The organism is Mycobacterium sp. 48b (genome assembly GCF_048282725.1).
Taxonomy (GTDB): domain Bacteria; phylum Actinomycetota; class Actinomycetes; order Mycobacteriales; family Mycobacteriaceae; genus Mycobacterium.
Map to the genome: position 1 here is coordinate 684,412 of NZ_JBLVUL010000001.1, position 22,177 is coordinate 706,588.

The window sequence follows — 22,177 nt, forward strand, 5'->3', positions numbered from 1 at the left end:
ACTAGTACCCTCGGATGGCGTGACCGTCTCTGCATCTTCGGACAGAGGTTTGACTCAATCGGCCAATCCTCGGCACATCGACCTGCGCCGGGGTGGACGGGCGACGGCGGGCAGCTATCTCTACGAGGGCGAAGGACTGATCACCGGCTGGCACTTCCACGATGTGCATCAGATCGAGTACGCCCTGCACGGCGTGGTCGAGGTGGAGACCGAGACCGCGCACTACCTGCTGCCGCCGCAGCAGGCCGCCTGGATTCCGGCCGGACTTCACCACCAGGCGGTGATGAATCCCGACGTCAAGACCATCGCGGTGATGTTCGACCCCGAACTGCTCCCCGATGGCGGCGACCGGGCCCGGATCATCGCGGTGTCGCCGCTGATCCGCGAGATGATGGTCTACGCGCTGCGCTGGTCGATCGAACGGTCCCCCGGTGACGAGGACGACGGCACGTCCGGCACGTTCTTCCAGGCACTGGCCAACCTCGTCGCCGACGCACTCGATCACGAGGCGCCGCTGAGCCTGCCGACCACCGAGCACCCGATCGTGGCCGCCGCGCTGGCCCACACCAAGGAACACCTCGCCTCGGTGACAGCCGAGGACGTCAGCCGGGCCGTTGCGGTGTCCGAGCGGACGCTGCGGCGTTTGTTCACCGAGACGATCGGAATCTCTTGGCGGACATACCTTCTGCATGCCCGGATGCTGCGGGCCATGGCGCTGCTGGCCGGGCCGGATCAGTCGGTGCAGGCGACCGCGACGGCTGTGGGATTCGAGAACCTCAGTTCGTTCACCCGGTGCTTCAGTCAGTTCTGTGGTGAGACACCGTCGGCGTATCGGTCGCGGGCCCGTGAGGAACATCTGGAGCAACCAATCCGGCCCGCTCGACACTGAGCAGGCTCTCGGTGTGATGCTCGGCGCGGTAGGCCGCACCGCCGCCGTTGATCCCGAAAAGCCGCTTGCTCCACAGCAACCAGATCACCGCGGCGAGGTTGATGACCAGTGCGCCGAGGCGCAGAACGGTCACCTTCTCGGTCAGTTCGTAGATCTCCAGCGGTAGGAAGATGCCGGTGGCGATCACCGCGAAGTACTCGCCCCATCGTTTCATCAGCCACAGGCCCGCGGCCTCGATGAACTCGATCAGGGCGTAGGCGGCCACGCCCGCCGCGATCCACAACAAGGTGGTCGACGACAGGGTGAAGGCCTCGCCGATGTGCCGAACGATCTTGGAATCATCGATGTTCCAGCCGATTTGGTCGGCCAGCGGCCGCATCAGCGGGATGTCCTTCTCGAACGCGTCCTGCAACTCACTGCGCGACGCACGCACCTTGAGAATGCCCACCGCCAGCAGCGTGAAGACGATTCCGCGCACGGCCCGCTCGACGGCCAGCAGTCGCATCAGGGTGCGGTCGCGCAGCAGCCGTCCGCGCGGGATCTCCGGCGCGGTGTCGGCAGGCCCCCGCCCGCGCGGCGGGCCGACGACGAACGTCTCGCACCGCAGGCAGCGCCATGCCTCACCGACCGGGGTGTCTACCCGCAACCGGTCGCGGAGCTCGGGTTCGTCGGGGGCGAATGTGGCGTGCCCGCGCAGCCCGCACGACCGCAGGGCGAAATCCACCATGTCAGCACCCTAGCGGTGCCCGGTGCGCTAGGCCCGGCAGCTGAGCTCCATGCTGTCGCTGTCGCGGGCGAGGAAGTTGACGCTGACATATCCGTTCGACGAATCCCGGACCCGGTCCAGGTACGGCTGGGTGTCGGCCATCGACGTGTTGTCTGCGACCACCAGAGCGCCGGTGGTCAGCTGGGGCTCCAGCAGCTGGAGCACCGGCAGATAGAGCTCCTTCCAACCGTCGAGAAGGACGAAACCGATGTCGCCGGTCACCGTCTTCAGCGTCTCCAGCGCATCGCCTTCGAGCACGGTGATCACGTCGTCGAGGCCGGTCTCGGCGAACGTCTGCTTGGCGGCGGCGATCTTGGCGGCGCTGAGCTCGGTGGTGAAAACCCGCCCAGAACCGTTGTCGCGCACGGCAGATGCCAGGTGCAGGGCCGAGAGCCCGAACGACATGCCGAACTCGACCACGATCGCCGGCTTGGTGGCCCGAACCAGGGAGTACAACAACCGGCCGGCCTCCCGGGTCACCGGCATGTAGATGTCGCTGAGCGCATCCGCACGTTCCTGTGCGGTGGCATTGGACAGATCGGCGAATCGGCGTGAGCCGTCTTCGCGCATTTTCGCGAACTGTTCGGAGGATGCGGTGTACATCCGGTCCAGGGCCCGTGCGACCCTGTCATCGTTAAGGGTAGTCATGCTAATGAAACTACGCGGAGAGGCTGAGAATGGGTCGGCTACAAACCCTGTGCGCGGTGACCGCGCTCGTCGTCGCAACCCTGCTGGCCCCGCCGGCGGCCGCGGGCGGCTACCGCTCCATCACCCTGACCTTCGTCCGGCACGCGCAGTCGGCCGGTAACGCCTCGGGGCTCATCGACAGCTCCACACCGGGTCCCGCACTGACCGATCTGGGCCGGACACAGGCCGTCGCCAGCGCGCAGCGACTGGCGGGCCACCACTACGACGGCGTCTTCGCCTCGACCATGATCCGGACCCAGCAGACCGCCCAGCCCATGGCCGACACCCTGCACGAGCCGATCACCGTGCTGCCCGGGCTCCACGAGGTCGAGGCAGGCATCTACGAGGGCCAACCCGAGGCGAGTGCGGTGCAGACCTACTTCGCGGCTCCGGAGCAGTGGTTGCGTGGGGACCGCAGCGCCCGGATACCCGGCTCGATCGACGGCAACGAGTTCGACGGACGCTTCGACGAAGCGGTCCAGCAGATCTACGACACCGGCGACGACAACCCCGTCGCGTACTCGCACGGCGCCGCGATCATGTTGTGGGTGCAGATGAACGTCCGCAACCCCGATCCTCGACTGCTCATGCAGCACCCGCTGGACAACACCGGCTATGTCGTCATCAAGGGCAATCCGACCGACGGCTGGACCCTGACCGACTGGGACGGGGCCGGAAGCTAGCTGCCGATGTGACCCGCCGGTCATAGACTGCCGAAATGCGGCGCCGATCACGTCTGGCTCGAACCAGGGCCGGGCGCGGATACTGTGTGCCAAGGCAATCGCAGATGGGAGCGGGGCTATGAGGTTTCGGTTGTTGCCATACGTGACCGTCGAGGTCGACGACCGAGTACGGCTGCGGGCCCGCAGGGCAGGCGATCGGCTCCGGGTCAACCTCAGGGCCTACCTGCGCAGTGCCGCCGACGAGGTCGAGACCGCCAGCGGCCGGGTCCGCGACATGTGCGACAACGCGGTGAACCGCGTCGACCTGGCAGTCGCCAACGTCAACGACAAGATCGCCCCCGAGCCGCAGTCCGGCACCTCCGACGAGCCTCCGAAGCGGCATCTGCAGGTGGTCTAGGCCCCGGTCCAACCCCGGGCGGCGCGAGCACCGCGCGCGCTCTACGGTTGGAGGGCACTGGCCTTCTCCCCTCCAGAGGCGGCCGACACACTGGCCCGAAAGGGGTTGACGAGGCTTGCTCGGCAACAGTCTGGCGGTGCTGTTCGCCCTCTGCGCAGCGGTTTTCGCAGCTGTCGGCATTGTGGTGCGGCAGCGCGCGACCATGGACGTACCGCCCGAGAAGGGCGTCAGCACGGTCATGCTGCGCACGCTGTTGCGCCGCAAATTGTGGTGGGCGGGAACCGCGTCCGCGGTGGCCGGGTACGTGTTCCAGGCACTGGCCCTCGGTTTCGGCTCGCTGCTGCTCGTCCAGCCGGTCCTGGTGTCGGCGTTGTTGTTCGCGCTTCCGCTCAGCGCCCGGCTTGCCCACCGTCGGGTCAGCCGCGCTGAATGGCTGTGGGCGCTGCTGCTGACCGGAGCGCTCACGGTGTTCGTCGCGCTGGCCAGGGCCAGCACCGGAACTTATGGGGTGTCGGTTGCCACCACGGTCACCGTCGTCGTGGTGTGCGCGGCGGCGGTCGGTCTGTGTGTCCTGGCTGCCACCCGGAGCACCGACTGGCGCCGTGCCGTTTTGCTGGCACTGGCGGTGGGCGTGATGTTCGGTGTGGTCGCGGTACTGACCAAGATCGTGATGCACACGATCGCCGTGGACGGTGTGGTCGCCGTGCTGACCACACCCGCCCTCTACCTGGTCGTCACGCTCGGGGTGGTCGCGACGCTGCTGCAGCAGTCGGCATTTCACGCCGGATCGCTGCAGACCTCAGTACCCACCATGCTGGTGCTCGAGCCCGTGGTGGCGGTGGTGCTCGGCTCTGTCGTCTTGGGCGAGCACCTGTCGATCACCGGCTGGGAACCGGTGGCCCTGTCGGTGGCGATCGGCGCAATGGCCGCAGCCACCATCGCGCTGGGCCGTGACGAGGGCGCCTACGAGGAGAAGCTCGAAGCCGATCTGGAATTCAAGGCGGGGCGACCCGGCTGAAATTGGTGCGCCGAGGGGCCTCGCAGCCTGCTTACGGTACCGGTATGCAGCCAAACATCCGGAAGCTCGGCAAGCTGGCTGGAGCACTGCTGGCCGCCGCGGTGGTGGTGGCGGGATGCTCCGATGAGCCGACGTTGTCGGTCGACTCGTCGCTGACCGGGCTCCTGGTCACCGGCAGCGACCTCCCGGCGGGCTGGCACGTGGAGGACGTGAGCCAGAAGATGGCCGAAGCGTCGGCCGGTGCCGATACGGGCAAGGCTGACCCTCTGGAGTGCGATTCCTCGGACAAGACCTCGCTGACCAGCGGGGTGGCCGCCATGGTCAGCGAGCGGCAGGGCGCCCCCGGGGTGATCGCCACCCTCAGCCGTGATCCGGGCTCCGAACTGGTGGCCGTGACCGAGAAATGGCTGAGCCGGTGTCAGGAGTTCACCGTGGACAAGGGCGGCGTGAGAGCCGAAGCGGCAGTGCAGCGTCTCGAACCGCCCGCCAGCAAGGCGGACGCTCAGGTCGGCTTCGACATGACGTCGACCGCCGGCGGTGGTGGCGAGACGGTGAAGATGATGATCAAGGGCTACACCGCGCAGGTCGGCGACATCATCGTCATGTGCGTCGCGATCGGCGGAGTGTCGAGCGTCCGCAGCGTCGTGCCGGATGTCGACATGCTCAACACGGTGTTCACCGAGCAGGTGACCAAGGCCCGTAACGGCTGAGGCTACGGGTTGATCGTGTGCTCGCCGATCTGGCGGCCCCACACGTACTCGGACACCAGCGGCTGGCCGAGTTCGAAGTGGTTGTACGGCGCGATGGAGGCACCGATGTCCATCACCAGGTACGGAGCCGGCCAGAGGTCCTTGGTGACCGGCTGCCAGCAGCCGGGGCGGCCTTCGGGCCCGCCGGTGGCGTTGACCCGCGGCAGATTGTCCGGATACACCCAGGCATTGGGAGCGCCGACCAGGAAGTCCTGCAGCTCGAATCCGTAGCCGTTGCGGGTCTGCTGGGCGAACTTCGGGGCGGCCTCGGCGTAGTTGTGGATCATGCAGTACAGCGCGGGGCTGTTGCGGTCCAGCATCGCGCTGACCGGCAGCAGGTCCTGGGCGCCGCGGACCAGGTAGGGCCCGCCGCGCTCGAAGATGTCGCCGCCGGTGTTGCCGAACCCGACCGCGGCGACCAACGCCTGGTCCAGGTTGCCGCGCTGCTCGTTGAGGGTGCGGGCGGTGGTGACGGCGTTGGTCAGACCGTCGAACAGGTCTGGGGCCGCGTTGGCGTAGACCTCACCCAGGTCGGCCAGTCCGGCGATGTCGCGGCGGATCTGGGGCATGCGCGGGTTGAGGTCGGCCAGGATGTCGTTGCCGTTGACGATCGACTGGCCGAACTTGTCGCCCAGCCCGTCGAGAGCCTGGGCGGTGGCAGTCAGGGTCTCGTTGAGTTTGATCGGGTCGATCTGCTCGGAGATCGCGGTGATCGTCTCGAACAGGGTGTTGAACTCCGTGGTCACGCCCTTGGCGCGGATGGGCGTGTCGGGAGAGACCCGCTGCGGCGACGGATTGTCGGGGGCGACGAACGAGATGTACTTGTTGCCGAACACCGTGGTGGCCTTCAGTTCGGCGGTCACGTTCTCCGGGATCAGCTTCAGGTACTGAGGCTTGACGTCCAGGGTCAGCCGGGCCTGCTGCTCGCCGTCGACCTCCGCCACGTCCACGGCCGTCAGCCGGCCGATGGGCACCCCGTTGAAGGTGACCTTCGAGCCCGGGTCCATCGACAGGCCCGACCGGTTGGACAGCACGGTGAGCTGAGTCTTCGCCTCGAAAACACCCCGAAACTGCATCCACGTCAACACCAGCACCGCGATCAGCAAAATGGCCATGGCCGCGAACGCGGTCTTGTACGGCGGGTCGTACCGCCAGTGCTTGAACCGCTGTTCGAAGCGGTCCCGCAGTGTCGCGGTGGATGAGGCCACGCGCAAACCTCCGAATTATTGACGCAGCCAGCAACTAAGGTCTGCAAACTGTCCCAAACAATTAGAGATAAGTGCAACTACCAGAGGCCCGGTGCGGCGAATATCAAATCCGCCTGCACCGGGAGACCCCCGTCACAGCGTAGGCCCTGATCAGGTATTACGACCGCCATTCACGCCGACGATCTGTCCCGTGATGTACCCGGCTTCTTCGGAAATGAGGAACGAACACGTGGCAGCAATGTCCTCGGGCTTGCCCATTCGGCGCACCGGCGTGGCTTCGATGGTGTTGCGAATGTCGCCGAGCTCACCCCGGGATTCGGCGGCGCGCAGCATCGGCGTGTCGATGAAGCCCGGCGGCACGGCGTTGACGGTGATCCCGGCCGGACCGAACTCCAGCGCCAGCGACTTGGTCAACCCGTTGACGGCGGACTTGGCGGCGACGTAATCACACATGTAGGGCACGCCCGAGTGGGTGCTCGACGAGGAGATGTTGACGATGCGGCCCCAGCCGGCCTCGATCATGTCGGGCAGAGCGGCCTGGACGACGTGGAAGACGCCGTTGAGGTTGACGTCGATGACCTTCTGCCAACGCTCGAAGGTGAGGTCGGTGAACGGCGTGAAATCGCTGAGGCCGGCTGAGTTGACCAGGATCGTGACGGGGCCCAGCTGCTCGCGGACCGCTTTGAAGACGGCATCGACCTGGGCCCGGTCGGTGACGTCGGCGGCGTAGGAGTGCTCGTCGTCGGTCGATTTGAGGTCGAGGGTGGCGACGCGGTATCCGTCGGCGGCGAGCCGGTCGGCGATCGCCTTGCCGATGCCGGAGGCGCCTCCGGTGACCAAAGCTGTTTTCTGCTGCGGGGCGGTCATTTTGTTCCTTTCGGTAAATTCGTTGAATATCAGGCGTTTTCGTCAGCGCCGGGGCACACGCAGGCCGAGCGTGCGGCGCGCTGCGTCGATCAGGTAGCGGGAAAGGTCCTCATCGCAGGTGTCCTCGCCGGCGACGCCGGCACCCCCCGCGATTCCGGAGAACACCATGGCCGCCTTGACCGTCCCGGCCGGGCCCGGATCGACATCGGCCAGCAGGGCCATCTGCCGGGTGATCACGCCGTCCCATTCCGGCCGGTTCCGCAGCGCCTCGTTCACGCTCGGATCGCTGGCCAGGACTGACACCAGGGCGCGGTTGCGGACCGCCAGGTCGGCGTAGCCACACACCATCTGATCGGCGCGGGCGGACGCGCTGCGCCGGCCTTCGGCGTCGTCGATGACGGTCTGCAACCGGTTCAGGAACGGCTCCACGACCGCGCTCAACAACTGTTCGCGGGTGCGGAAGTGGTAGTAGATCGCGGCCTTGGTGAACCCCAACTCGTCGGCGATCATCTGCAGCGATGTGCCGGCGAAGCCGTGCCGGGTGATCAGCCGGACGGCGGCTTCGACGAGTCGCTCGCGGGTCGCGTCCACGGGTCCTCCCTCCGTGTGCATTCTTAGCCGATCTACTTTACGATCGTAAAGGACGTTACTAGTCGATCGTAAAGCAGATCGGGATGTTGGAAGGACTGTGCAGATGCTGACGCCGTTGCCCGCAGAGGATTGGGACGACCAGGCGCGCGAGGCGCTGGCCTCAACGGTGCCGCCGGAGCGCCGCAACCCCGACGACGCGGGCAACGCGCTGTCGACCCTGGTCCGGCACCCGGTCCTGGCCGGCGCCTTCCTGCCGTTCAACACCTACCTGCAAAAGGAGTCCACGCTGCCCGAGCGGCTCCGCGAACTCGTGATCCTGCGTACCGCGTTCCACCACGGCTGCGTATACGAGTGGGGGCACCACAGTGCGATGGCACTGCAGGTCGGGCTCACCGAAGCCGATGTCGAGTCAACCCAAAGCGGTTCAACGGCAGACGAATTCGATCAGGCGGTGCTCGACGCGGTCGACGAGTTGCACAGCGGGTCGCGGATCTCGGCACCGACCTGGGAGCGTCTGGGCCTGCGGCTCGACGACCGGCAGCGGATGGACCTCATGTTCACCTTCGGTGGTTACAGCACGCTGGCATTCGCCCTGAACACCTTCGACGTCCAACTCGAGGACGGCGCGGGCACCGACGAGTTCTACGCATCGATGGGGAGCTGAGATGACCGACATCCGGGACTTCTTCAGGGACGAGAGCCTCGTGCCCGACCCGTACCCGTTCCTGGCCGGGCTGCGGGAGCGTTGCCCGGTACAGCGGGAACCGCATCAGAACGTGGTGATGGTGACCGGCTACGACGAGGCCGTCGCGGTGTGCGGCGACGCGGCGACCTTCTCCTCGGCCACCTCGGTGACCGGGCCGTTCCCCGGATTCCCGGTCGCGTTGGAGGGGCATTCCGATCAGGAGATCAGCGAGCTCATCGACCGGCATCGGGACGAACTGCCCATGAGCGACCAGATCACCACGTTCGACCCGCCCACTCACACCCAGCACCGCGCGCTGTTGATGGGCCTGATCACGCCGAAGCGCCTCAAGCAGAACGAGGACTTCATGTGGCGGCTGGCGGATCAGACGCTCGAGCCCTATCTGGCCCGCGGTGGCGGCGAGTTCATCTCCGAATTCGCAGGCCCGTTCACGCTTCTGGTGATCGCCGACCTGCTCGGTGTGCCCGAGGACGACCGCGCCGAGTTCGCGGCCCGGATGGGCGGGCACGATCAGGCCGGCATCGGCAGCACCGCCGAGCAGTCCGTCGAACAGAATCCGCTGGAGTACCTGTACGAGAAGTTCTCGGCCTACATCGCCGAGCGCCGGGAGAACCCGCGTGAAGACACCCTCACGGGGATGGCCGCGGCGAAATTCCCTGACGGCTCGACGCCGGAGGTCATCGACGTGGTGCGGTTGGCCGCCAACCTCTACCTGGCCGGTCAGGAAACCACTGTGCGGCTGTTGAGTTCCGCGCTCAAACTGCTCGCCGAACGCCAGGATCTGCAGGACTTGCTGCGCGCCGAACCCGCCAGGATCCCGAATTTCATCGAGGAGGCGTTGCGGTGGGAGAGCCCTATCAAGGGCGACTTCCGGTTGGCGCGTAGCGCGACCACGATCGGCGGCGTCGAGGTTCCGGCCGGCGCCACGCTGATGGTGTGCAACGGTGCGGCCAACCGGGACCCACGCCAGTTCGAGAACCCGGACACCTTCGACGTCGACCGCCCGAATGCCCGCAGGCACATCGCGTTCGGTCGCGGTGTGCACTCCTGCCCCGGGGCGCCGCTGGCCCGGGCGGAGACCAGGGTGTGCCTGGAGCGAATCCTGGCCCGCACCAGACAGATCCGGCTGTCAGAAGCCGAACACGGCCCCGAAGGCGCGCGCAGGTTCGACTACGTCCCGACCTACATCCTGCGGGGCCTGACCGCGCTGCACCTGGAGGTCACGCTCCGCTAGACCGCCGCCTTACGCATCCGGGCAGCGGCCGCGTCGGGCATCGGCTCGTAACGGGCGAACCCCCGGGTGAAGGCACCGGCGCCATGCGAGAGCGACCGCAGGTCGATCGCGTAGCGGGTCAGTTCGACCTCGGGAATCTCGGCCTTCACCATGGTCCGGTCCTCGTCGGCCTTGTCGGTGCCGAGCACCCGGCCGCGCCGCCCGGCCAGATCGCTCATCACCGCGCCGACCAGATCGTCGGGCACCACCACGGTCACGTCGTCGATCGGCTCCAGCAGGTTGACCCCGGCTGCTTCGGCTGCCTCCCGTAATGCCAGCCCGCCGGCCATCTGGAACGCGAAGTCCGACGAATCGACGCTGTGTGCCTTGCCGTCGACCAGCGTCACCCGGATGTCGACGACGGGATACCCGACCTCCGATCCGACGCCCTTCTCCATCTGGGCCCGCACGCCTTTCTCCACGCTCGGGATGAACTGGCGCGGTACGGCTCCACCGACGACCTTGTCGACGAACTCGAATCCACTGCCCTCCGGCAGCGGCTCGACCTCGATGTCGCAGACCGCGTACTGGCCGTGCCCGCCCGACTGCTTGACGTGCCTGCCGTGTCCTTTTGCCTTGCCACCGAGCGTTTCCCGCAGCGGCACCCGCAACTCGACGGTGTCCACCGACACCCCGTAGCGCCGCGACAGTGCGTCGAGCACCACCCCGGCGTGCGCCTCACCCATGCACCACAGCACGATCTGGTGGGTTTCTGGATTCTGCTCGATGCGCAGCGTGGGATCTTCGGCGGCCAGCCGCTGCAACCCGACCGAGAGTTTGTCCTCGTCGGTCTTGGCACGCGGCTGCACCGCGATCGGCAGCAGCGGGTCGGGCATCGTCCACGGGCGCAGCACCAGGGGATCGGATTTGTCGCTGAGGGTGTCGCCGGTCTCGGCACGGCTCAGCCGCCCGATCGCACAGATGTCCCCGGCCACCACCGTCGGTGCCGGGCGCTGCTGCTTGCCCAGGGGGAAGGACAGGGTGCCGATCCGCTCGTCCTCGTCATGGTCGGCGTGGCCGGCAATTGAGCCTGAGTCGGCATGCCCGTGCGCCCCGGCCGGGGCCACCGATCCGTTGAAGGCAGAAAAATGGCCCGACACATGCACGGTGGCGTCGGGCCTGATGGTGCCGGAGAACACCCGGACCAGGCTGACCCTGCCGACATAGGGATCCGACGTCGTCTTCACCACCTCGGCCAGCAGCGGACCGGACGGATCGCAGGCCATCGGCTTGCGGGCGGCGCCACTGGCGGCGAACACCTCCGGCAGGCGGTGTTCGGGCGGTGACGGGAAGCCTCGGGTGGCGATCTCCAACAGCTCCAGCATGCCGACCCCGGATCCGCTGCACACCGGGATCACCGGGAAGAACGAGCCGCGGGCCACGGCCTTCTCCAGGTCGGCGATCAACACGGCCTCGTCGATCTCCTCGCCGCCGAGGTAGCGCTCCATGAGCGTCTCGTCCTCGGACTCCTCGATGATCCCCTCGATCAGGGAGCCCCGCAGTTCGGCGATCTGGTCGTCGTAGGCGCCGTCGGGCGGCCGGGTGGTACGGGTGCCGTCGCTGTAGCAGTAGTACGTGCGGGTGAGCAGCCCGATCACCCCGTCTCCGGCGGGGAAGTACAGCGGCGCGACCTTGTCACCGAAGGCCTGCTGGGCACCGGCCAGGGCATTGGCGTAGTTGGCCCTGGCGTGGTCGAGCTTGGTGATGACGACGGCACGCGGCATGCCGACCGCCGCGCACTCCTGCCACAGCGACTTCGTCGGCTCGTCGATGTTCTCGTTGGCCGCGATGACGAACAGTGCGCAGTCGGCGGCCCGCAGCCCGGCGCGCAGTTCCCCGACGAAATCGGCGTAGCCGGGAGTGTCGATCAGGTTGACCTTGATCCCGTTGTGCTGCAACGGGGCCAGCGCCAGGCTGACCGAGCGTTGCTGACCGATCTCGGCGTCGTCGAAATCGCACACCGTCGACCCGTCGACCACCGAACCCGCCCGGGTCAACACCCCGGCGGCGACCAGGAGCGCTTCCACGAGCGTGGTCTTACCCGCACCGGACGGGCCGACGAGTGCCACGTTGCGAATGGTGGCGGGGCTGTCCGCGGTGGGAACAGTCCCGTTGCCGGCTGAGTGAGTCTTGTCCGCCATGGCATTCCTCCTGGTGTCCCCGGGGCGCCCCGCTGCGGCCCGCCGGACCTGCTCTCCACCATTCCCTGATGTGACCTACGACACAAGTCCCGCCGTATGCCGGTGGTCAGACCTGCCAGGAGGACCAGTGGGTGACGTCGACGGTGATCACCGGACCGTTCAGCGCAATGCGCTCGTACTGCGGGTATTTGGCGCGCAACAGCCCGTAACCGGTGGCCATCGCGTCACCGCTGTGATGGACCGAGGCCCGCCCGTCGGCGCGTACCCACCACAGGTGCGCCCATTCGTCGGTGTAGTGGTCGACGAGCACGCTGACCCGGCTGTCGCCCTCGATGTTGGCCAGCCGCCGCAGGCGTTGGGTGGACTTCGGTTTGGCGTCGACCGCGGTGTAGATGGTGGCCGCGCCGTCCGGGTCGGTGGGCACGTGGACCGCGAACACCACCGGCACCAGGTGCGGTGCGCCGTCGGCGCCCAGCGTGGCGAGCACCGCACAGGGTGCGTTTGCGAACTGGTCGATGGCCTCGAGCCCGGACATGGGCCCCAGGGTAGGCGCACTCCGTGGGGCGGAGGTCTCAGTTGCGGGGATGTCGCGGTTGCGGGGCCACGCTGATCGGTGAGCGGGTGACCGGGGTGCGGGTGACGCCGATCTCGGGCTTCTTGGTCTCGGTGGGTCGGTGGGTGGGCCGGTACACCGGGGCCTGTTGGGTCTCCGGAGGCGGGGCAGGCGGCGGTGCCGGGGGAGCGGGCGGCACACCCACCCGCAGCGAGGGCGACGGTGTGGGGGCAGTGGCCGACGGCGAGGGTGGCGGCGCCGTGGCCGGCTCTTGGCCGGCAGGTGAATCCCTCAGCAACAAAAGCACACCCGAGACCACGATGGCGCCCGCGGCCACGGCGGCGGCGAGCATGGCGATCACCGCCGGGCGGGTGCGGTACCAGGGCACCGCTGCCGGCTTGAAGCTCCAGCCGTCGAGCTCGAAGCCGCCTCCGGGACCGGGAACAGACATCACGCGATGCTAACGCCCGTCGCGATAGGGTGCCGGTGCGCGCTCGGAGAGCATCGGAGGAATTGGCAATGATCGCATCCCGGATCGTGAAGGTATCCGCCCTCGCCGCGTCGGCACTGGTCGCGGTGGGCGTGGCGGCGTGCGCGCCACCGCAGAAGGACGCCGCCGGTGGCGACACCGATACCGGGGTCAAGGTCGCCGAGGCCAGGTCCGCCTCCGATTTCGGCGGCATGGACAAGCTCGTCGAGGCGGCCAAGGCCGAAGGCGAACTCAATGTGATTGCGTTGCCTCCGGATTGGGCGAACTACGGCGCCATCATCAAGGCCTTCTCGGACAAGTACGGCATCAAGGTCAACTCGGCACAGCCCGACGGTTCCAGCCAGGAAGAGATCAACGCCGCCAACCAGCAGAAGGGCAAGAGCACCGCGCCCGACGTGTTCGATCTGGGGCAGTCGGTCGCACTGGCGAATACGTCGATGTTCGCGCCCTACAAGGTGGCCACGTTCGACGACATCCCGGAGAAGCTCAAGGACCCCGACGGCACCTGGGTCAACGATTACGGCGGCTTCATGTCGATCGGATTCGACTCGACCAAGGTTCCGCCGATCACCTCCGTCGAGGACCTGCTCAAACCCGAGTACCACGGCAAGGTCGCCCTCAACGGCGACCCGACCCAGGCCGGCGCCGCGTTCGCCGGGGTGCTGATGGCAGCGGTGGCGCAGGGCGGATCGGCCGACGACATCGCCCCCGGGGTCGAGTTCTTCGCAAAGCTCAACGAGGTGGGCAACTTCCTGCCGCTGGACCCGACCCCGGCCACCATCGAATCCGGACAGACTCCGGTGGTGATCGACTGGAACTACCTCAACGGCACCGAAAGTCAGAAGGTCCCGGGCTGGCAGGTGATCGTTCCACATGAGGCCCTGGTCGCCGGCTACTACCACCAGGCTGTCAACAAGGATGCGCCGCATCCGGCGGCGGCCCGGCTGTGGCAGGAATTCCTGTTCAGCGACGAAGGGCAGAACCTCTATGCCAAGGGTGGGGTCCGCCCGGTGCGCGCCGACAAGATGATCCTGGCGGGTACGGCCGACCGTGCGGCGTTCGGCCAGTTGCCCCCGATCGACGGCCCGGTGACCGTCGCGACCCAGGCCCAAACCGACACCGCCAACAAGTATCTGGCCGACAACTGGGCCAAGGCCATTGGCTGAGGCCTCGATGCCGGGCGGTACTTCTCGACGGGACCTGCGCGCGGGTATCCGTGACGCACTGCCGCTGCTGCCGTTCGTGGCAGTGGTGACGGTGTTCCTGATCATCCCCACGGTGACGGTGATCGTCATGGCGTTCTTCGCCGACGGGTCATTCTCACTGGACCGTATCGTCGCGCTGTTCTCCGGGACCGCACTGGCGGCGCTGGCCAAAAGTATTGCGCTGTCGGCCAGTACAGCTCTGATCGGCGCGGTGCTTGGTGCCGTGCTGGCCTGGTTGATCGTCAGCAGCCCACCGACGTCGATGCTCCGGCGCTCGGTGCTCGCCCTGTGCAGCGTGCTGGCCCAGTTCGGCGGCGTGGCACTGGCATTCGCGTTCCTGGCCACCATCGGGCTCAACGGTGTCCTGACGCTGTGGGTCAAGGAGAACCTCGGCTGGGACCTGGCCGGCTCCGGCTGGCTGTACGGGTTGCCCGGGCTCATCCTGGTCTACACCTACTTTCAGATCCCGCTGATGGTGATCGTGTTCCTGCCGGCCGTCGAGGGATTGCGTGCGCAGTGGCACGAGGCCGCGGTGAACCTCGGCGCGTCACAGTGGCAATACCTGCGGGAAGTCGCCGTGCCGCTGTTGAGCCCGGCCTTCCTCGGCTCGGCACTGCTGTTGTTCGCCAATGCCTTTGCCGCCTATGCCACCGCGGCCGCGCTGGTCAGTCAGGGCAGTCCGATCGTGCCGCTGTTGATCCGTGCCGCCCTCACCAGCGAGGTCGTGCTGGGACAGTCCGGCTTCGCCTATGCGCTGGCGTGCGAGATGATCGTGGTGGTGGCCGCGGTCATGATCGCCTACAACGCGCTGGTGCGCCGGACGGCGAGGTGGCTCAAGTGAACCGGGTGTACCTGCGCTCGGCTGTGCGGTGCGCACTGTGGGTGCTGTTCGGCCTCTTCTTCCTGTTCCCCCTGTACGCCATGGCGGATTTCTCCACCCGCAACCTCATCGCCGGTGGGCGCACCGCCGTGGCCTGGCGCAACCTGGTGGCCGATGAGGCGCTGTACCAGGCGATCCTGGTCTCGATGCTGCTCGCGGTGTTCACGGTCGTCGCCATGCTGGTGCTGCTGGTGCCGACGATGATCTGGGTACGGCTACGGGCGCAGTGGGCCGGGCGGTTCGTGGAGTTTCTCTGTCTGTTGCCGTTGACCATCCCGGCGCTGGTGATCGTGGTGGGCCTGCGCAACGTGTACCTCTGGGTGACTTACCTTCTCGGTGAATCGGCGCTCACCCTGACGTTCGTGTACGTGGTGCTGGTGCTGCCGTTCGCCTACCGGTCCATCGATTCCGCGCTGGCCGCCATCGATCTGCAGACGTTGGCGGAGGCCGCCCGATCGCTGGGCGCAGGCTGGTGGTCGACGATCGGCCGGGTGATCGTGCCCAACATCTGGTCCGGCATCCTGTCCGCGGCCTTCATCTCCATCGCGGTGGTGCTCGGTGAGTACACCGTCGCCTCGCTGAGCGGCTTTGAGACGCTGCCGGTTCAGATCGTCGCGATAGGCAAGAGCGACGGCCCGACCTCGGTGGCGGCCTCGCTGGCCACCCTGCTGTTCGGATTCGCATTGTTGTTGGTGCTGGCGGTCCTCACCCGTGGCCGTCGCAGAAGGTCAGGAGTCCACGCGTGAGTGCCAGTGTCGGTGTGCGGGTTGAACTTCGTGACCTCACCCGCACCTATGGCAACGTGAACGCGCTCGACGGGCTGAGCCTGTGCATCGAGCCGGGAGAGTTGGTGGCGCTGCTCGGGCCGTCGGGCTGCGGCAAGACCACGGCGCTGCGGATTCTGGCCGGGCTGGAGGAGGCCAGCTCGGGCACCGTCGTGGTCGACGGGCGTGACATCAGCTCGGTGCCGGCCAACCGGCGGGACATGGGCATGGTGTTCCAGGCCTACAGCCTGTTCCCGCACCTGACCGTGTTGGACAACGTCGCCTTCGGCTTGAAGATGCGCGGAAAATCCAAGCGGGACAGGCTGTCCCGAGCCGCAGACATGCTCGACCTGGTCGGCCTGGCGGCGCACAAGGGCAAGTTCGCCACCGAGTTGTCCGGGGGCGAGCAGCAGCGCGTGGCACTGGCCCGGGCCCTGGCGATCGAGCCGAGGGTGCTGCTGCTCGACGAGCCGCTGTCGGCACTCGACGCGAAGGTGCGCTCCCAGTTGCGCGACGAGATCCGCCGGGTGCAGCTGGAGGTCGGCACCACGACCCTGTTCGTCACGCACGACCAGGAGGAGGCCATGTCCGTTGCGGACCGGGTCGGTGTGATGAGCCACGGCAAACTCGAGCAGTTGGCGGCCCCGGCCGTGCTCTACGCCCGTCCGTCGACCCGGTTCGTCGCCGAGTTCATCGGGTTGCACAACAAGGTGCGGGCACGGGTTTCGGGCGACCGGGCCCGGCTGCTGGGGACGGTGGTGCCGACCCTGCCCGGATCGGTGACCTCGGGAGCCGGGACGGCGATGGTGCGTCCGGAATCGTTCCGGGTGCGCGCGGACCCGGACGGGCATGCGGTGGTGGAATCGGTGGCGTTCCTGGGACCGATATCCCACGTGTACCTGTCACTGCCCGACGGCTCGATGATCCACGCGCAGCTGCCGAGTTCGCGGGCGCGCGCCTTCAGGCCGGGGCTGGTGGTGAGCCTCGCGCTGGAGCGGGCGCCGGTGCTGGTGGTCTAGCTCCGCGTCTCGGCGCCGCCCGCCGTTTTCTACCGGAGGGCGGCAACTTTTGTGGATGCGCAGCCGTGGCGTGGAAAACGGCGACGGAAATCCGGGCGCAGTACCCTCAGGCCTCGGCCCTAGACGTCCTTGACCGGTTCGATGCCCAGATCGCGGTAGGTGACCAGCGCCGCGAACGGTACGCCGCGCTCGGCGAACCGCCCGGTGGCGACGTCGCCGCGGTCGACCATCGGGATGACACCCGTGACGACGGCGCCGACGGCGGTCACGCGCTCGTAGGCGATCTCGGTGGAGCCGCCGGTGCTGATCACGTCGTCGACCAGGAGCACGCGGGTGCCCGGCTCGAGCCGGGTGCCTTCGATCCACTGCTCACGGCCGCGGGACTTCTGTTCCTTGCGTACCGAGAACCATGCCTTGCCGGTGACCATCGCGACACCGTGGGCCAGCGGGTCGGCGCCCATGGTCAGACCGCCGACCGCGTCGAACTCGATGCCGGTCGCGGCCGCCAGATCGGCCACCGCGCGGCTGACGATGGCCATCCGCTCGCCGGTGTCGATGGCGAACTTGCCGTCGATGTAGTCGTGGCTCAGCTGCCCGCTGGCGAGCCGGAACGGTTCCTCGCGGTGTTCGTAACCGCGGCTGCGGATCAGGTCGAAGGCGGCTTGCCAGGTCTCCGGGCGCTCAGGCATACCCGCGATCGTATTGCACGGGGTGAGCGGGTCTCAGGCCTGCCTGGCGCGCCGGGCCAACTCGACTGTGGCCGCTCGCAACTCGCCGTATGCGCTGATCGGCGTGGCGTAGCCGACCCGGGTGTAGGCCACCCCGCGTTCGGTGGTGACCCGCAGATCCAGGCCGTAGCGGTCGGCGCCGGTACACACCGCCATGTTGGTGTCGGGATAGCCGCCGAGGGTGCGGGCCATGTCGGCCAGCGAATCGGCGTGATCGGCGTTGAGATGCTCGATGGCTCCTGCCGCGTGGGGCGTGACCGGATCGGGTTCGGCCGCGGCGTAGGCATCGCCGGTGGTCGAGTCCATCCGGCCGTATCCGCCCACCCAGCGCACCCGGTGCACGCGGAGCACCCATAGGGAGAAGTCACTGAAGTCGATGTAGTAGCGGGCGGCGGCCACCGCATCCAGGTGGGCCTGGCGGGCCGCGGCCAGCTCGTCGCCGGTGGGGCGTTCGGCGACCCCGGCCAGGGTGATCCGGCTGCCGGCCAAAGGATCCGACCCGGTGTCGGGCGCCACGATCGAGATGCTGGCGCGAGGGTCCCCGCTGAGATTGCGGCCGTGCTCGGCCATGTTCGACACACACAGCACCGGTGCGCCGGCCAGGAGCCCGTAGGTGACGAAGGACGCCCACGGGTCGCCGTCGGCGGTGAGGGAGGCCAGGGTGCCCGCGTTGGTCGACGCGGCGACGGTGCGGGCTTCCTCGGCCGCAGACGGACGTGCCCCCTGGGTCACCTCCGTCAACGGGGGAGGAACCGAGGGGGCATCACCGGGGTCGCCATGATCGCGAGTCACGCAGCGACCCTACCGCCGTGGGCTCAGCCGCCGAGGGCGGCGATCAGATCCTTGATCTGAGCGGTTTCGGCCTCGGTCGCGGGCTCTTCGGCCTCGACGGCCTCGATGAGGTCCTTGCGCAAGCCGACGCCGTTCGCGGCTTCCTGGGTGGACAGCTTGGCGCGGCCGCGTGCGACATAGAGCCGCTGACCGAGCGTGGCGGCGGGGCCCTCGGACGCCGTCGTCATCAGCTCGTCGTAGCGGTGCCGCACGCCGCTGAGCGCGACGATGACGGAGGGCGTGACGCGGCTGCGTCCCGCCGCCTCCGACAGCGACGTCTGCAGCTTGCGCAGACCGCTGAGGACAACCGCGGCGCGGTCGGCGTACTCAGGGTCGCCGATCGGCGGTAGCGCGTCGATCGCTGCGATGTACATGTGCATCGCCGCATCAGACAGTCCAACGATTACTGGTGCTTCACCGTCATTTGGTGCGGACTCACCCACAGGCCATCCCTCGTCGAATGTTCGTGATCGCCGGCCCATAGCCGACGAGGAGATCAAATGCGGGAAAAACGTAACCCGTCCCGGTCTCTTATTCAACCGTTAGTTTTTCCGCAAACACGGCCGTGCCGGCGAAAAACGTTGCTGCAGGATCGTTTCGGGTTGTCCGGTTTCCTCAAGGTGTTGAGTACCGTCGAAGTGGGTACGTTGGGAAGCTGTATGGACAACGTTCAGGACGGCCACCAGGTGGTCGAGCATCCGACCGCCGAGGACTTCGGCCATGCCAGAACGCTGCCGACCGACCGCGACTGGTTCAAACGCGCGGTGTTCTACGAGGTTCTGGTCCGCGCGTTCTACGACTCCAACGCCGACGGCGTGGGCGATCTGAAGGGCTTGACCCAGCAGCTCGACTACCTGAAGTGGCTGGGCGTCGACTGCCTCTGGCTGCCGCCGTTCTACGATTCGCCGCTGCGTGACGGTGGCTACGACATCCGGGACTTCTACAAGGTGCTGCCGGAGTTCGGCACCGTGGAGGACTTCGTCACGCTGCTGGACGGGGCACATCGACGTGGTATTCGGGTCATCACCGACCTGGTGATGAACCACACCTCCGATTCCCACGCCTGGTTCCAGGAGTCGCGGCACAACCCCGACGGTCCCTACGGCGACTTCTACGTCTGGAACGACACCAGCGACAAGTACGCCGACGCGCGCATCATCTTCGTCGACACCGAGGAGTCGAACTGGACGTTCGATCCGGTGCGCCGCCAGTTCTACTGGCACCGGTTCTTCTCGCACCAGCCGGATCTGAACTACGACAATCCCGCAGTGCAGGAAGCGATGATCGACGTCCTGCGGTTCTGGCTGGATCTGGGCATCGACGGTTTCCGGTTGGACGCGGTGCCCTACCTGTTCGAGCGCGAGGGCACCAACTGCGAGAACCTGCCCGAGACCCACGCCTTCCTCAAACGCTGCCGCAAGGTCGTCGACGACGAGTTCCCCGGCCGGGTGCTGCTGGCCGAGGCCAACCAGTGGCCCGCCGACGTGGTGGAGTACTTCGGCGATCCGAGCACCGGCGGCGACGAGTGCCACATGGCATTCCATTTCCCGTTGATGCCGCGGATCTTCATGGCGGTGCGCCGGGAGTCGCGGTTCCCGATCTCGGAGATCCTGGCCCAGACACCGGAGATCCCGGACATGGCGCACTGGGCGATCTTCCTGCGCAACCACGACGAGCTCACGCTGGAGATGGTCACCGACGACGAGCGCGACTACATGTACGCCGAGTACGCCAAGGATCCACGGATGAAGGCCAACGTCGGCATCCGCCGCAGGCTGGCCCCGCTGCTGGAGAACGACCGCAACCAGATCGAACTGTTCACCGCGCTGCTGCTGTCCCTGCCCGGGTCGCCGATGCTGTACTACGGCGACGAGATCGGCATGGGCGACATCATCTGGCTGGGCGACCGCGACAGCGTGCGCACCCCGATGCAATGGACACCCGACCGCAACACCGGATTCTCCACGGCCAACCCGGGCCGGCTGTACCTGCCGCCGAACCAGGACGCGGTGTACGGGTACCAGTCGGTGAATGTCGAAGCCCAGCGCGACAGTTCGACGTCGCTGCTGAACTGGACCCGGAGCATGCTGGCGATCCGTGGCCGCCACGAGGCGTTCGCGATCGGGAAGTTCCGTGAGCTCGGCGGTTCCAATCCGTCCGTGCTGGCCTACGTGCGCCAGATCGAAGGCGCGGGCGACGCGGTGCTGTGCGTCAACAACCTGTCCAGGTTCCCGCAGCCCATCGAACTGAATCTGCAGGAGTGGAACGGGTATACGCCCATCGAGATGTCCGGCTACGTGGAGTTCCCCAGCATCGGCCAGCTGCCCTACCTGCTGACCCTGCCGGGGCACGGGTTCTACTGGTTCCAGCTCCGCGAGCCCGAGCAAGACCCTGGAGTGCAGCAATGAGCGTCGAATTCGGTGACTGGCTCGGCCAGCAACGGTGGTATGCCGGCCGTGGCCGCGAGTTGGTCTCCGCCACACCAGGTTTGGTTGTCGCGCTCGGCGACGGCCTCGAGCTCACGCTGCTGAAGGTCGCCTACGCCGACGGGGCCACGGAGCGGTACCAGGTGCTGGTGAAGTGGGATGCCGAACCGCTCGACGAGTACAGCTCGGTGGCCACGATCGGCAGTGCCGACGGGCGGACCGCCTATGACGCCCTGTACGACCAGGACGCGGTGCGGCACCTGCTGCAGCTGATCGACCGCTCTGCCACGGTGGACGGGCTCAGGTGCGGCAAGGAACCGGGCGCGGTCCTGCCGCTGGACGCCCCGCCGCGGGTCTCTGCCGCCGAGCAGAGCAACACCAGCGTGGTGTTCGGGCAGGACGCCGTGCTCAAGGTGTTCCGCCGGATCACCCCCGGCGTCAACCCCGACATCGAACTCAACCGGGTGCTGGCCAGGGCCGGCAACCCGCACGTGGCGACGCTGCTCGGGTCGATGGACATCGACTGGGACGGTGAGACTTACGCACTGGGGATGGTGACCGAGTTCGCCGCCAACTCCGCCGAGGGCTGGGACATGGCCACCGCGAGCACCCGGGATCTGTTCGCCGAGGGCGACCTGTACGCCGACGAGGTGGGCGGCGACTTCGCGGCCGAGTCCTACCGCCTGGGTGAAGCGGTCGCCTCGGTGCACGCCTGCCTGGCCGACCAGCTCGGCACCGGTTCGGTGCCGTTCCCGGCAGATCTGATGTCCGCCCGCCTTGCCACCGCCGCCGAGGCGGTACCCGAACTGCGCCAGCATGTCTCGTTGATCGAGGACCGCTACCGCAAACTGGCCGACGAGCACGTGAGCGTGCAGCGGATACACGGCGATCTGCATCTGGGCCAGGTGCTGCGGACCCCCGAACGGTGGCTGCTGATCGACTTCGAAGGGGAACCCGGCCAGCCGCTGAACCTGCGCCGCAGCCCGGATTCCCCATTGCGTGACGTCGCGGGCATGGTGCGGTCGTTCGAATACGCGGCGTATGCGCGCCTGGTGGAGCTCGCCACCGACGACGACCGGGCCCGGCAGGTGGCTGCCAGGGCACGGGAATGGGCCGACCGCAACAGCGCGGCGTTCTGTGACGGCTATGCCACGGTGGCCGGCGCCGATCCGCGTGAGCATGCCGCGCTGCTGGCGGCCTACGAGCTGGACAAGGCGGTGTACGAGGCGGCCTATGAGGCCCGGTACCGGCCGAGTTGGTTGCCCATCCCGCTGGGGTCGGTGGCGCGCCTGCTCAGTTAGTCGCC

Annotated in this window: 24 protein-coding genes; 13 read left to right on the forward strand and 11 right to left on the reverse strand. The window is 67.5% G+C overall.

Features of this window, described 5'->3' with window-relative positions; translation table 11 throughout:
- Window positions 1-19: 19 nt before the first annotated feature.
- Window positions 20-889, forward strand: coding sequence for an AraC family transcriptional regulator (locus ACNQR1_RS03185; RefSeq protein WP_418043947.1), 870 nt, complete (start codon window positions 20-22; stop codon window positions 887-889).
- On the opposite strand, the gene ACNQR1_RS03190 is transcribed toward ACNQR1_RS03185, so the two are convergent.
- Both ACNQR1_RS03190 and ACNQR1_RS03195 read right to left on the reverse strand, forming a co-directional pair.
- Window positions 798-1,616 (reverse strand): DUF2127 domain-containing protein, encoded by an 819-nt coding sequence (locus ACNQR1_RS03190; RefSeq protein ID WP_418043949.1) that lies wholly within the window; start codon window positions 1,614-1,616, stop codon window positions 798-800. The genes ACNQR1_RS03185 and ACNQR1_RS03190 overlap by 92 nt on opposite strands.
- Before the next feature lie 27 nt (window positions 1,617-1,643).
- A complete protein-coding gene (locus ACNQR1_RS03195) occupies window positions 1,644-2,303 on the reverse strand; it encodes an O-methyltransferase (RefSeq protein ID WP_418043951.1) in 660 nt (219 codons plus the stop codon).
- Between the two features lie 29 nt (window positions 2,304-2,332).
- Here ACNQR1_RS03195 and ACNQR1_RS03200 point away from each other — a divergent pair, with 29 nt between their 5' ends.
- The 4 genes from ACNQR1_RS03200 (at window position 2,333) to ACNQR1_RS03215 (ending at window position 5,150) form a co-directional block, all read left to right on the forward strand.
- Entirely contained in the window at window positions 2,333-3,025 is a 693-nt protein-coding gene (locus tag ACNQR1_RS03200) for a histidine phosphatase family protein (RefSeq protein WP_418043953.1), read from the forward strand.
- A gap of 118 nt (window positions 3,026-3,143) precedes the next feature.
- Window positions 3,144-3,422, forward strand: coding sequence for a hypothetical protein (locus tag ACNQR1_RS03205; protein ID WP_418043955.1), 279 nt, complete (start codon window positions 3,144-3,146; stop codon window positions 3,420-3,422).
- Window positions 3,423-3,537: 115 nt separating this feature from the next.
- Complete coding sequence (locus ACNQR1_RS03210; protein ID WP_418043957.1) at window positions 3,538-4,440, forward strand: DMT family transporter; 903 nt, start codon at window positions 3,538-3,540, stop codon at window positions 4,438-4,440.
- Window positions 4,441-4,484: 44 nt separating this feature from the next.
- Window positions 4,485-5,150 (forward strand): hypothetical protein, encoded by a 666-nt coding sequence (locus ACNQR1_RS03215; protein ID WP_418043959.1) that lies wholly within the window; start codon window positions 4,485-4,487, stop codon window positions 5,148-5,150.
- A 2-nt stretch (window positions 5,151-5,152) separates the two neighbouring features.
- Here the strand turns inward: ACNQR1_RS03215 and ACNQR1_RS03220 are convergent, their stop codons facing one another.
- The 3 genes from ACNQR1_RS03220 to ACNQR1_RS03230 form a co-directional block, all read right to left on the reverse strand.
- Window positions 5,153-6,304 carry an MCE family protein gene (locus tag ACNQR1_RS03220; protein WP_418050258.1) on the reverse strand — a complete coding sequence of 384 codons (1,152 nt, stop codon included), beginning with the start codon at window positions 6,302-6,304 and terminating at the stop codon, window positions 5,153-5,155.
- Window positions 6,305-6,547: 243 nt separating this feature from the next.
- Window positions 6,548-7,264: an SDR family NAD(P)-dependent oxidoreductase gene (locus ACNQR1_RS03225; RefSeq protein WP_418043961.1), complete on the reverse strand. Its 717-nt coding sequence runs from the start codon at window positions 7,262-7,264 to the stop codon at window positions 6,548-6,550.
- Between the two features lie 42 nt (window positions 7,265-7,306).
- Window positions 7,307-7,876, reverse strand: a complete 570-nt coding sequence (locus ACNQR1_RS03230) for a TetR/AcrR family transcriptional regulator (protein ID WP_418043963.1) — start codon at window positions 7,874-7,876, stop codon at window positions 7,307-7,309.
- A gap of 82 nt (window positions 7,877-7,958) precedes the next feature.
- Between ACNQR1_RS03230 and ACNQR1_RS03235 the strand changes: the two genes are divergently transcribed.
- Window positions 7,959-8,519: a carboxymuconolactone decarboxylase family protein gene (locus tag ACNQR1_RS03235; RefSeq protein ID WP_418043965.1), complete on the forward strand. Its 561-nt coding sequence runs from the start codon at window positions 7,959-7,961 to the stop codon at window positions 8,517-8,519.
- Between the two features lies 1 nt (window position 8,520).
- A complete protein-coding gene (locus ACNQR1_RS03240) occupies window positions 8,521-9,795 on the forward strand; it encodes a cytochrome P450 (RefSeq protein ID WP_418043967.1) in 1,275 nt (424 codons plus the stop codon).
- Here the strand turns inward: ACNQR1_RS03240 and ACNQR1_RS03245 are convergent.
- From ACNQR1_RS03245 to ACNQR1_RS03255, 3 genes are all read right to left on the reverse strand, one after another.
- Entirely contained in the window at window positions 9,792-11,975 is a 2,184-nt protein-coding gene (locus tag ACNQR1_RS03245; RefSeq protein WP_418043969.1) for an elongation factor G-like protein EF-G2, read from the reverse strand. The two genes, ACNQR1_RS03240 and ACNQR1_RS03245, sit on opposite strands and share 4 nt — an antisense overlap.
- 106 nt (window positions 11,976-12,081) lie before the next feature.
- Complete coding sequence (locus tag ACNQR1_RS03250) at window positions 12,082-12,510, reverse strand: TIGR03668 family PPOX class F420-dependent oxidoreductase (protein ID WP_418043971.1); 429 nt, start codon at window positions 12,508-12,510, stop codon at window positions 12,082-12,084.
- Between the two features lie 37 nt (window positions 12,511-12,547).
- Window positions 12,548-12,979: a hypothetical protein gene (locus tag ACNQR1_RS03255; RefSeq protein ID WP_418043973.1), complete on the reverse strand. Its 432-nt coding sequence runs from the start codon at window positions 12,977-12,979 to the stop codon at window positions 12,548-12,550.
- 68 nt (window positions 12,980-13,047) lie between these two features.
- Here ACNQR1_RS03255 and ACNQR1_RS03260 point away from each other — a divergent pair, with 68 nt between their 5' ends.
- From ACNQR1_RS03260 to ACNQR1_RS03275, 4 genes are all read left to right on the forward strand, one after another.
- Complete coding sequence (locus ACNQR1_RS03260; protein WP_418043975.1) at window positions 13,048-14,184, forward strand: ABC transporter substrate-binding protein; 1,137 nt, start codon at window positions 13,048-13,050, stop codon at window positions 14,182-14,184.
- 7 nt (window positions 14,185-14,191) lie between these two features.
- On the forward strand, window positions 14,192-15,064 hold the full coding sequence (locus ACNQR1_RS03265) for an ABC transporter permease (protein ID WP_418043977.1): 873 nt from the start codon (window positions 14,192-14,194) through the stop codon (window positions 15,062-15,064).
- Between the two features lie 80 nt (window positions 15,065-15,144).
- Window positions 15,145-15,849, forward strand: coding sequence for an ABC transporter permease (locus ACNQR1_RS03270; RefSeq protein WP_418050259.1), 705 nt, complete (start codon window positions 15,145-15,147; stop codon window positions 15,847-15,849).
- Window positions 15,846-16,886, forward strand: a complete 1,041-nt coding sequence (locus ACNQR1_RS03275; protein ID WP_418043979.1) for an ABC transporter ATP-binding protein — start codon at window positions 15,846-15,848, stop codon at window positions 16,884-16,886. Before ACNQR1_RS03270 ends, ACNQR1_RS03275 begins: the two co-directional genes overlap by 4 nt.
- 119 nt (window positions 16,887-17,005) lie before the next feature.
- On the opposite strand, the gene ACNQR1_RS03280 is transcribed toward ACNQR1_RS03275, so the two are convergent.
- From ACNQR1_RS03280 to ACNQR1_RS03290, 3 genes are read right to left on the reverse strand one after another with little or no spacing between them, the layout of a single operon-like run.
- Window positions 17,006-17,575, reverse strand: a complete 570-nt coding sequence (locus tag ACNQR1_RS03280; RefSeq protein ID WP_418043981.1) for an orotate phosphoribosyltransferase — start codon at window positions 17,573-17,575, stop codon at window positions 17,006-17,008.
- A gap of 33 nt (window positions 17,576-17,608) precedes the next feature.
- Window positions 17,609-18,406, reverse strand: a complete 798-nt coding sequence (locus ACNQR1_RS03285; protein ID WP_418043983.1) for a HugZ family protein — start codon at window positions 18,404-18,406, stop codon at window positions 17,609-17,611.
- A gap of 23 nt (window positions 18,407-18,429) precedes the next feature.
- The gene (locus ACNQR1_RS03290) at window positions 18,430-18,819 is read right to left on the reverse strand and encodes a hypothetical protein (RefSeq protein WP_418050260.1); all 390 of its coding nucleotides are present in this window, start codon (window positions 18,817-18,819) and stop codon (window positions 18,430-18,432) included.
- Between the two features lie 285 nt (window positions 18,820-19,104).
- Here ACNQR1_RS03290 and treS point away from each other — a divergent pair, with 285 nt between their 5' ends.
- Window positions 19,105-20,853 carry a maltose alpha-D-glucosyltransferase gene (treS, locus tag ACNQR1_RS03295; protein ID WP_418043985.1) on the forward strand — a complete coding sequence of 583 codons (1,749 nt, stop codon included), beginning with the start codon at window positions 19,105-19,107 and terminating at the stop codon, window positions 20,851-20,853.
- Window positions 20,850-22,172 carry a maltokinase N-terminal cap-like domain-containing protein gene (locus ACNQR1_RS03300; RefSeq protein ID WP_418043986.1) on the forward strand — a complete coding sequence of 441 codons (1,323 nt, stop codon included), beginning with the start codon at window positions 20,850-20,852 and terminating at the stop codon, window positions 22,170-22,172. The genes treS and ACNQR1_RS03300 overlap by 4 nt, the downstream gene beginning before the upstream one ends.
- The last annotated feature ends 5 nt before the right edge of the window (window positions 22,173-22,177 follow it).